Below are 9721 nucleotides of genomic sequence, written 5' to 3' on the forward strand. Positions count from 1 at the left end.
CTGTTCACCTCCGCCCCACCGGTCACGCAAGCGGCTTGACACGATCATTGAGATTCCTTCAGGCGTACGGGCTGTCGGCGCCCGCCGCGGCGGGCCTGGGGGCACGGGCCGGGCAGCAGCCGACCGGGCAGAGGTCATGGCTCGGGCCGAGCGTGCCGAGCGCACACCGCTCCACCACGCTCCCCCGTTCCGTGGCGGCGCGTTCCAGCAGAAGATCGCGTACAGCGGCGGCGAACCGCGGATCGGCTCCCACCGTCGCCGAGCGGCGGACGGGCAGCCCGAGCTCGGCGGCCTTGGCGACCGCCTCCGTGTCGAGGTCGTAGAGGACTTCCATATGGTCCGACACAAAGCCGATGGGAGCCATCACGACGGCCGGGACGCCCTCGCCGTGCAGCGTCTCCAGGTGGTCGCAGATGTCCGGCTCCAGCCACGGGATGTGCGGCGCGCCGCTGCGCGACTGGTAGACGAGCCGCCACGGGTACTCGATACCGGTCTCCTCGCGCACGGCCGCCACGATCAGCCGGGCGGTGTCGAGATGCTGGGCCACATACGCGCCGCCCTCGCCGTGGTCCTCGACGGGCCCGGAGGTGTCGGCCGACGCGACCGGGATGGAGTGGGTGGTGAAGGCGAGATGCGCGTCCGCGCGTACGGACTCCGGCAGCTCGGCGAGCGAGGCGAGCACGCCCTCGGCCATGGGACGCAGAAAACCGGGATGGTTGAAGTAGTGGCGCAGCTTGTCCACCCTGGGCGGTTCGAGCCCTTCGGCGGCCAGCGTGGCGAGCGCGTCCGCGAGGTTCTCGCGGTACTGGCGGCAGCCCGAGTACGAGGCGTACGCGCTGGTCGCGAGGACGGCGATACGGCGTCGGCCGTCCGCGGCCATCTCGCGCAGGGTGTCGGTCAGATAGGGCGCCCAGTTGCGATTGCCCCAGTAGACGGGCAGTTCGACACCGTGCTCGGCGAAGTCCTTGCGCAGCGCGTCCAGCAGGGCGCGGTTCTGTTCGTTGATGGGACTGACACCGCCGAACAGGAAGTAGTGCTGTCCCACCTCCTTGAGCCGCTCCGGCGGAATGCCTCGGCCCCTGGTCACATTCTCCAGGAACGGAATGACGTCGTCGGGGCCTTCCGGGCCGCCGAAGGACAGCAGGAGCAGTGCGTCGTAGGGGGAAGTCACGAGCTGATCGGCCATGTCTTCGATCCTGCCATCCGCTCCGGAGCGCCGGAGCATCACGCCCCGGTCCGCCCGGAAACCGCGGTTGGGCGGAGCCGAGCGGGTGTCCGTGTGGTGGCCGTGAGTATGATCCCCCTCCAACTGGCCGGGACATCTGCCGTTCGCCGACGCCGCGCGAGCCGGTACCGATGGGCGGGGAGGGCACGGGGCACATGACCAGGACCCATACGAGCGGGCCGAGCGTGAACGTGTGGCGCAACTGGGCGGGAAATGTCACCGCCCGCCCGGCCCGCGCGGTCTCCCCCGCCTCCGTCGAGGAGCTGGCCGGGATCGTACGGAGGGCCGCCGAGGAGGGACTGAAGGTCAAGCCCGTCGGCACAGGCCACTCCTTCACCGCCACCGCCGCCACCGACGGCGTGCTCGTACGGCCCGATCTGCTCACCGGCATCCGGGAGATCGACCGGGACGCCGGCACCGTGACCGTGGCGGCGGGCACGCCGCTGAAACGGCTGAACGCGGTGCTGGCGCGGGAAGGTCTGTCGCTCACCAATATGGGCGACATCATGGAGCAGACCGTCGCGGGCGCGACCTCCACCGGCACCCATGGCACCGGCCGTGACTCGGCCTCCATAGCCGCGCAGATCCGCGCGCTGGAGCTGATCACGGCGGACGGCTCACTGCTGCGCTGCTCCGAGCGGGAGAACCCCGAGGTCTTCGCCGCCGCCCGGATCGGACTCGGCGCGCTGGGCGTGATCACGGCGATCACCTTCGCCGTGGAGCCGCTCTTTCTGCTGACGGCCCGTGAGGAGCCGATGGCCTTCGACCGGGTCACCGCCGAGTTCGATCAGCATGTGGCCGAGAACGAGCACTTCGAGTTCTACTGGTTTCCGCACACGGGCAACTGCACCACCAAGCGCAACAACCGCAGTCAGGGCCCGGCGGCTCCGGTCGGCCGCGTCGGCGGCTGGATCGACGACGAGTTCCTCTCCAACGGGCTCTTCCAGGTGGCCTGTTCGCTCGGCCGGGCCGTCCCCGCGACCGTCCCCACGATCGCCAGAATCTCCAGCCGCGCCCTCTCCGCCCGTACGTACACGGACATCCCGTACAAGGTCTTCACTTCGCCGCGCCGGGTCCGCTTCGTGGAGATGGAGTACGCCCTTCCGCGCGAGGTCGCGGTCGCGGCGCTGCGCGAGGTCAAGGCCATGGTCGACCGTTCACCGCTGCGGGTGGGATTCCCGGTGGAGATACGGACGGCGCCCGCCGACGACATCACGCTCTCGACCGCCTCGGGCCGGGAGAGCGCGTATATCGCGGTGCATCTCTACCGGGGCACGCCGTACCGCGCGTACTTCAGCGCCGTGGAGCGGATCATGACCGCGCACGGCGGCCGTCCTCACTGGGGAAAGATCCACACCAGGGACGCGGCGTATCTCTCGGAGGCGTATCCGCGCTTCGGCGAGTTCACGGCGGTACGGGACCGGCTGGACCCGGACCGGCTGTTCGGCAACGACTATTTGCGGCGGATCCTGGGGGACTGAGGAACGACGCCCGCCTCACCGGCCCGGCGCTCCTGGCGCTCCTGGCGCTCCTGAGCGAAACAGATCGTTCCGATTCTGTGGATTCCGTGAAGAAAGATATCCGTCCGAGACCTGTTCCGGCCCTCAACTCCGGGCCCCGGCGAGAACTTGGGCGGCGCGCCGGTCCACCCACATGGCCCGAATGGAGTACTGTGGCGAGCCCTGGGGCCGGACTCCCTCATGGGCGTCCGGGACCGACGGGAAGGGGGCCGAACGTGGCACTCGATCCGCCGGCGTCACGGCACCGCACGGGCGCCTGCTGCACAGAGTGACCAGGTCTGTCACTCTGCGTCGCAAAGAGGTAACCGTGCCATAACGGCGATCCAGGGCCCTTGCCCGACACGCCGGGAAGCACGGCAAGGTTGTGGCAGGCTGCACCCGGGCAGGTCACACTCGACTAGCGGAAGCAGCGACGCACGTGACGTCGGCAGGCACCACCCGGGAGGTCCCCATGCCCGAACTGCGTGTCGTGGCCGTCTCCAACGACGGCACACGACTGGTGCTCAAGGCTGCGGACAGCACGGAATACACGCTTCCGATCGATGAGCGCCTCCGCGCCGCCGTGCGCAATGACCGCGCCCGCCTCGGTCAGATCGAGATCGAGGTCGAGAGCCACCTCAGACCGCGCGACATCCAGGCGCGTATACGGGCCGGAGCGTCCGCCGAGGAAGTCGCCCAGCACGCCGGAATCCCGGTGGACCGGGTGCGCCGGTTCGAGGGACCGGTGCTCGCCGAGCGCGCCTTCATGGCCGAGCGGGCCAGGAAGACCGCCGTGCGCCGCCCCGGTGAGAACGCCGGTCCTCAGCTCGGTGAGGCGGTGCAGGAGCGGCTGACGCTGCGCGGCGCCGAGAAGGACACCGTGCAGTGGGACTCCTGGCGCCGTGACGACGGCACCTGGGAGGTGCTGCTCGTCTACCGCGTCGCGGGTGAACCGCACTCGGCGAGCTGGACGTACGACCCGCCCAGACGGCTCGTCCAGGCCGTCGACGACGAGGCGCGGGCGCTGATCGGCGACACGGACGACACGGTCACCACACAGGAGCCGAGTTTTCCGTTCGTCCCGAGGATCGCGCGGCTGCCGCGTGACCGGCCGCTGGACCGTTCACTCGACCGGCAGTCGGAGCGGCCCGCCGCTCCCGACCCGGACGAGATGAGCGAACGCGACTCCCTCACCAGCCTGCTGGAGGCGGTGCCGAGCTTCCGCGGCGACATGGTGGTGCCCGAGCGGCCCGCCCAGGACGCTCCGGTCACGGACCCGGACGAGGAGCCGGAGGCCGAGGAGCCGCCGGCGCCCGCCGCGTCGGCCGGTGCCGGTTCGGCGTACGCGGATGTGCTGATGCCCCGCTCGGTGACCGGTCACCGGGACCGGCTCACGGGTACGACGGACCGGCAGGCCGAGGCGGACGGAGTCCGTCCAGGGCGCAGGGCCGCGGTGCCGAGCTGGGACGAGATCGTGTTCGGTACGCGCCGCAAGAAGCAGGAGTAGCGGGAGAACCGGTCCGCCGACTGTCCTGACCTTCACAAGGGCCCGTACGCGGGAGATGCGTACGGGCCCCTTCGTATGTATGTGCTGTTTCCGTTACTGAGGGTCAGGGCCCTTGGCGACCGGACGGGACTCGTCCGCGCTCCACGCGGACCAAGAGCCCGGATACAGCGCCGCCGGGATGCCCGCGATCTCCAGGGCCAGCACCTCATGGGCGCCCGAGACTCCGGAACCGCAGTAGACACCGACCTCGGTGCCGGGAGCCGCGCCCAGCGCCTGGAAGCGCGCCGCGAGCTGCGGAGCCGGCAGGAAGGTGCCGTTTTCGGCCACATTCCCTGTCGTCGGTGCGGAGAGCGCACCGGGGATATGGCCGCCGACCCGGTCGATCGGCTCGACGTCACCGCGGTAGCGCTCGGACGCGCGCGCGTCCAGCAGCAGACCGCTCCGGGCGAGGGCCGCCGCGCCGTCCGCGTCCAGCACCGGGAGCGAGCCGGGCACCGGGCTGAAGTCGCCCTCGGCCGGCTGCGGGATCACGGTGGTGAGCGGTCCTGTCCACTCGGCGACCCCGCCGTCGAGCACCCGGACGTCCGGGTGGCCCGTCCAGCGCAGCAGCCACCAGGCACGGGCCGCCGCCCAGCACTGTCCGCCGTCGTACACCACCACCGGCGTGTCCTGCGAGATTCCCGCGCGGCGCATCACCGCGCCAAAGGCCGTCACGTCCGGCAGCGGGTGCCGACCGTCGGCGCCGGGCGTACCGGCCAGTTCCGTATCGAGGTCCACATAGACGGCGCCGGGCAGATGACCTGCCTCGTAGGCAGGGCGGCCGGAGGGCCCGCCGAGCTGCCAGCGAATGTCGAGCAGTACGGGCGGACGCGCTCCGGCCGACTCGCCCACGAGTTCTGCTGCGGTGATGATGGCTGTCATGAAGGCCATCCTCGCGCACGGTGGCCCCGGCCCAAAACGGCGGAGAAACGGCCGGTAAACACCCGATCGAGATCCCGCCAAGGGCGGCGCGGCCGGGAAGCGGCGCGTCGTGCCGGGTGCAAGCATCTGCCCGGGCGTACGGCTTCGTTCCCATCCGGCGGCCCGCGACCGGCACCCGTACGGCCACGACGGTCCGAGGAGAGAGTGACGATGACCGAGGCAGCGATCCGGCGCACACCCGGCACACCCTGTTGGGTGAGTCTGATGGTGCACGGCCTTGCCGCGACGGAGGAGTTCTACCGGGCGCTGTTCGGCTGGGAGTTCCAGCCGGGACCGCAGCAGCTCGGGCCGTACGTACGGGGAATGCTGAACGGCAAGGCGATCGCGGGCATCGGCCAGCTCCCGCCCGACCGTCAGTTGCCCATCGCGTGGACGACGTATCTGGCGACGGACGACGCGGACCGGACGGCCGACATGATCAGAAGTTGCGGTGGAACGGTCGGAGTCGGACCGCTGGACGCGGCGGAGGCGGGACGGATGGCCATCGCCTCGGACCCGGCGGGCTCGGTCTTCGGGATCTGGCAGGCGGCAGCGCACATCGGGACGGCGGTGGCGGGATCACATGGCACACCTGTCTGGAACGAGCTGATCACGCGCGAGACATCGGCGGTCGGAAAGTTCTACGAGGCGGTCTTCGGCTATGACGCGGAGTCGGTCGTCTCCGCCGGCTTCGACTTTCTGACACTGCGTCTGGAAGGCCGGCCCGTCGCCTCACTGCACGGAGTGGGCCGCGCGCTCGCCCGGGACCTGGGCTCGCACTGGATGACGTACTTCGAGGTGGACGACACCGACGCCGCCGTACAGCTGGTGACGGAGCTGGGCGGGCGGGTGATGAAGGCGCCGCACGAAGGCACGCACGGCCGGCTCGCGACGGTGGCGGATCCGGAGGGCGCGGTCTTCACGGTCGTACAGTCGGCGGGCCATGGACCGCCGGTCGCCCACTGAGCTCAGCGGACCTGAGCTCAGCGGACCGCCGGTCGCCTGTCGGTCAGCGCCCGCCCGGCCAAGGACTCCTCGCCGACCTCGACGGGCAGCACATCCGGCGAGAGCGTGGCCGCCCGCGCGGTGGCCGCGGTCATCCGCCGCCGGTGATGGCGTCGGCAGAGCACCTCGTAACCGATCTCGTCGCCCGACTGGTGCACATCGCCGACCACCACCTGGGCGCCCTCGACCACCATCGCGCCGCCGATCGTCCGCGCGTTGTGCGTGGCCCGCGCGCCGCACCAGCAGAGCGCCTCGACCTGGAGGACCTCGACGCGGTCGGCCAGTTCCACCAGCCGCTGCGAGCCGGGAAAGAGCTTGGAGCGGAAGTCGGTGGTGATACCGAAGGTGAAGACGTCCAGCTCCAGATCGTCCACGACACGGGCGAGCTGGTCGACCTGTTCGGGTGCGAGGAACTGGGCCTCGTCGGCGATGACATAGTCGCAACGGCCGCCCTGGGAGAGCCGGTTGACGAGATACGCGTAGAAGTCGAAGCCCTCGGCGGCCTCGACGGCGTCGGTGACCAGCCCGAGCCGGGAGGAGAGCTTGCCCTCGCCGGCCCGGTCGTCACGGGTGAAGATCATCCCTTGGAGTCCGCGCGCTGAGCGGTTGTGCTCGATCTGAAGAGCGAGGGTGCTCTTTCCGCAGTCCATCGTTCCGGAGAAGAACACCAGCTCTGGCATGAGGGAGTGACGGCCTTTCGGTTCTCGGCTGTGCGGCTCGCGTCGCGGTGAGGTCGCGGTCGGGTCGCGGTCGGACGGGACTTCCGGCGGCACGCGGGAACGGCGGCCCGGGAGCGTACGGCGCGGTCAGGAGCGTACTTCGAGCAGCGGAACGAGCTGCTCGACGGGGGTCATCGAACCATGCATCCCGACCATCGCCGACTCGTGCGGCTCCTGGACGGAGGCCGTGATCACCACATCGTCGTGGGCCGCGGCGACGACATCGCCGATCCTTCCGTACACCCGCTCGTCCACCGTACCGGGCGGTCCGAACCAGCCCTCGGCGATCGATTCCTCCCGGCTCGCCACCCAGAACCGGTCGCCGAGCACCTCACGCCAGACGGTCAGGACATCGGGCTCGGCGCCCGGCACGGCGTAGACATGACGGGCCCGGCCCTCGCCGCCGAGCAGGGCCACGCCGGCGCGCAGCTCCCAGTCCTCGTCGAAGTCGATGCGCGACTCCTCGTCGAAAGGGATGTCGATCATGCCGTGGTCGGCGGTCACATAGAGCGCGGTACGAGGCGGGAGCCGCTCGGCGAGCCGCTGGACGAGCCGGTCGACATACATGAGCTGACCGCGCCAGGCGTCCGAGTCGACGCCGAAGCGGTGGCCCTTGCCGTCGACCTCGCTGTAGTACGTGTAGACCAACGAGCGGTCCCCGGCAGCGAGTTGCTCGGCTGTGAGATCCATCCGGTCCTCGCCGGAGAGACGGCCGTGGAAGGTGCCGCCGCTCAGCGCGATCTTGGTGAGCGGAGTGTTCTCGAAGGTCGGGGAGGACACCTGGGCCGTATGCACGCCCGCGGCTTCGGCGAGCCGGAAGACCGTGGGATACGGCTGCCAGACCTCCGGCGCGGTCCAGGGCTTCCAGCGGAGCTGGTTCATCAGCGCGCCGGTCGCGGGATCGCGGACGGTGTAGCCGGGCAGTCCGTGCGCGGCGGGCGGCAGGCCCGTGCCGACGGAGGCGAGGGAGGTCGCGGTGGTGGCGGGGAAGCAGGTGGTCAGCGGACGGCCGGTGGAGCCGCGGGAGGTGCCGAGCAGCGAGGTCAGATACGGAGCCTCGTCCGGATGGGCCCTGAGCTGCTCCCAGCCGAGGCCGTCGATCAGAAAGACACAGTTCCGGTCGGCCGGCGTCAGTTCGGGAATGCTCGCGATCAGATCCGGTACGCCCTGACCGGCCGCGAGAGTGGGCAGCAGTTCGGCGAGCGAGCCCGTGCCGTACTCGGGCAGCGGCGCGGAGCCGAGAGCGAGCGGGACGGGATCCTGGCCCTGGTCCTGGCTCCAGTCCTGGTCCTGCCGGAGGGCCTCGGCGGCCATCAGCGGCCGGTGGCCGTGGTGGCCGACGTGGCGGCGGTGGCCTCGGAGAGCGCCTGGGCGAAGGTGAGCGTCTGACGGACGGTGTCGGGACCGTCGCCCGCCTCGCTGACCCGCAGGCTCAGATCGTCGGCGGTGGAGCTGCCGGTGTAGCCGTGGTCCGCCTCGCAGTTGGGGTCACCGCAGGCGGCGGGTTCCAGATCGATCCGGGAGACGGCGCCCCAGCCGATGGTGAGGACGACCTCGCGCGGCAGACTGCCCGGAGTGTACGACTCCGGATTGGAGACGACCCGGCTGACCACGACGGACGAGATCCGGTCGAGCTTGACCGACTCGGTGGAGGTGGTGGCGTACGGCGTCGGGGAGCTGGTGTCGGCGGCCTGCTCGTCGGTGTGGCTGACGATGAAACGGTGGGCGGTCAGCACGAGGACGGTGACATGCCGGCGTACCTCGTTGGCGTCGAAAGTGGTCTCCTGGTGCACCACGTACGACGCGATCTGCTCACCGCCGACAGCGGCCTCCACCGCTTCGGCCACGAGAGCCGGGTAGTAGCCGCTGCGCTCGATCGCCGTGCGCAGCCCCTGGGTCGTCGTACCGGTCTTCGCCATGGGCTCCATCCTACGGTGGCCGGATGGCTGCCGGAGACGCCCGGGAGACGCCGTACGTCCTGGTGACCTCTCGGTGTCCGCCTCGGTGACTTCTCAGTAACTCGGGAGCCTGCGCGGGCCGAGATCGTCGCGGGCGGGCGGTGGCGCGAGGCGGACGCTCGCGTCGAGGACGGAGAGCCCTCGGGTGGCGACGACGACCGGTTCCAGGGTGACGGAGACGATCTCGGGATGGTCGTCGACGAGCCGGGACACCCGTAGGAGCAGCTCCTCCAGGGCGGGAGTGTCGACCGGCGCGGAGCCGCGCCAGCCGAACAGGAGTGGCGCCGTTCTGATGGACCGGATCAGATCGGCCACATCGCGGTCGGTGGCCGGTACGAGCCGGTGGGCGAGATCGCCGAGCAGCTCGGAGGGCGCGCCGGCCAGTCCGAAGGAGAGGACGGCGCCGGCGGCGGCGTCGATGGCGGCGCGTACGACCGTGTCGACACCGCGCGGGACCATGGCCTGGACGACGGGCTTCAGCTCGTCGGGGCCGCCGAGCGCCTCGGTCAGCTCGCGGTAGGCGAGGCGCAGTTGTGCCTCGTCGGCGAGGTCGAGCCGTACGCCGCCGAGGTCGGCGCGGTGGCGGAGATGAGGCGCGGTCGTCTTGAGCGTGACGGGATAGCCGAGCCGGGCGGCGGCGACGGCCGCCGAGTCCGCGTCGGGCGCGGGCCGGGTGGGCCGTACGGGAATGCCGTACAGGGCGAGCAGCTCATGGGCGTCGGCGGGTACGAGACGCATGCCGCGCGGATCGGCGCCCTCGCCGAGCAGCCGCTCGATCAGCGCGGCGGCTGCGCCCTGGTCGATGGCGTCGTCGATGACCTCGGGCACCTTCCCGGGCCGCTCGGCTT

Annotated in this window: 9 protein-coding genes; 3 read left to right on the top strand and 6 right to left on the bottom strand. The window is 70.8% G+C overall.

All coding sequences use genetic code 11. The features are described from left to right. Positions 1 to 58 precede the first annotated feature (58 nt). A complete protein-coding gene (locus tag GA0115259_RS26285) occupies positions 59 to 1186 on the bottom strand; it encodes a ferrochelatase (protein WP_093601621.1) in 1128 nt (375 codons plus the stop codon). A 194-nt stretch (positions 1187 to 1380) separates the two neighbouring features. On the opposite strand from GA0115259_RS26285, the gene GA0115259_RS26290 reads away from it, so the two are divergent. Continuing rightward, positions 1381 to 2706: a D-arabinono-1,4-lactone oxidase gene (locus GA0115259_RS26290; protein ID WP_093601608.1), complete on the top strand. Its 1326-nt coding sequence runs from the start codon at positions 1381 to 1383 to the stop codon at positions 2704 to 2706. Positions 2707 to 3163: 457 nt separating this feature from the next. Next, a complete protein-coding gene (sepH, locus tag GA0115259_RS26295; protein WP_093601610.1) occupies positions 3164 to 4231 on the top strand; it encodes a septation protein SepH in 1068 nt (355 codons plus the stop codon). 93 nt (positions 4232 to 4324) lie between these two features. Here sepH and GA0115259_RS26300 read toward each other — a convergent pair whose 3' ends face one another. After that, a complete protein-coding gene (locus GA0115259_RS26300) occupies positions 4325 to 5152 on the bottom strand; it encodes a sulfurtransferase (RefSeq protein WP_093601612.1) in 828 nt (275 codons plus the stop codon). A gap of 210 nt (positions 5153 to 5362) precedes the next feature. On the opposite strand from GA0115259_RS26300, the gene GA0115259_RS26305 reads away from it, so the two are divergent. Then, entirely contained in the window at positions 5363 to 6157 is a 795-nt protein-coding gene (locus GA0115259_RS26305; protein ID WP_093601613.1) for a VOC family protein, read from the top strand. Positions 6158 to 6174: 17 nt separating this feature from the next. Here GA0115259_RS26305 and GA0115259_RS26310 read toward each other — a convergent pair whose 3' ends face one another. From GA0115259_RS26310 to GA0115259_RS26325, 4 genes are all read right to left on the bottom strand, one after another. Further along, entirely contained in the window at positions 6175 to 6876 is a 702-nt protein-coding gene (locus GA0115259_RS26310) for a thymidine kinase (protein ID WP_093601615.1), read from the bottom strand. 126 nt (positions 6877 to 7002) lie between these two features. Continuing rightward, entirely contained in the window at positions 7003 to 8229 is a 1227-nt protein-coding gene (locus GA0115259_RS26315) for an alkaline phosphatase family protein (protein WP_093601617.1), read from the bottom strand. Then, positions 8229 to 8834, bottom strand: a complete 606-nt coding sequence (locus tag GA0115259_RS26320; RefSeq protein WP_093601619.1) for a DUF5998 family protein — start codon at positions 8832 to 8834, stop codon at positions 8229 to 8231. Before GA0115259_RS26320 ends, GA0115259_RS26315 begins: the two co-directional genes overlap by 1 nt. 93 nt (positions 8835 to 8927) lie before the next feature. Beyond that, on the bottom strand, positions 8928 to 9721 hold a 794-nt coding region (locus GA0115259_RS26325; protein WP_176732660.1), incomplete at its 5' end, for an acetate--CoA ligase family protein.

Origin of the sequence: Streptomyces sp. MnatMP-M17 (genome assembly GCF_900091995.1) — a bacterium.
Lineage (GTDB): Bacteria > Actinomycetota > Actinomycetes > Streptomycetales > Streptomycetaceae > Streptomyces.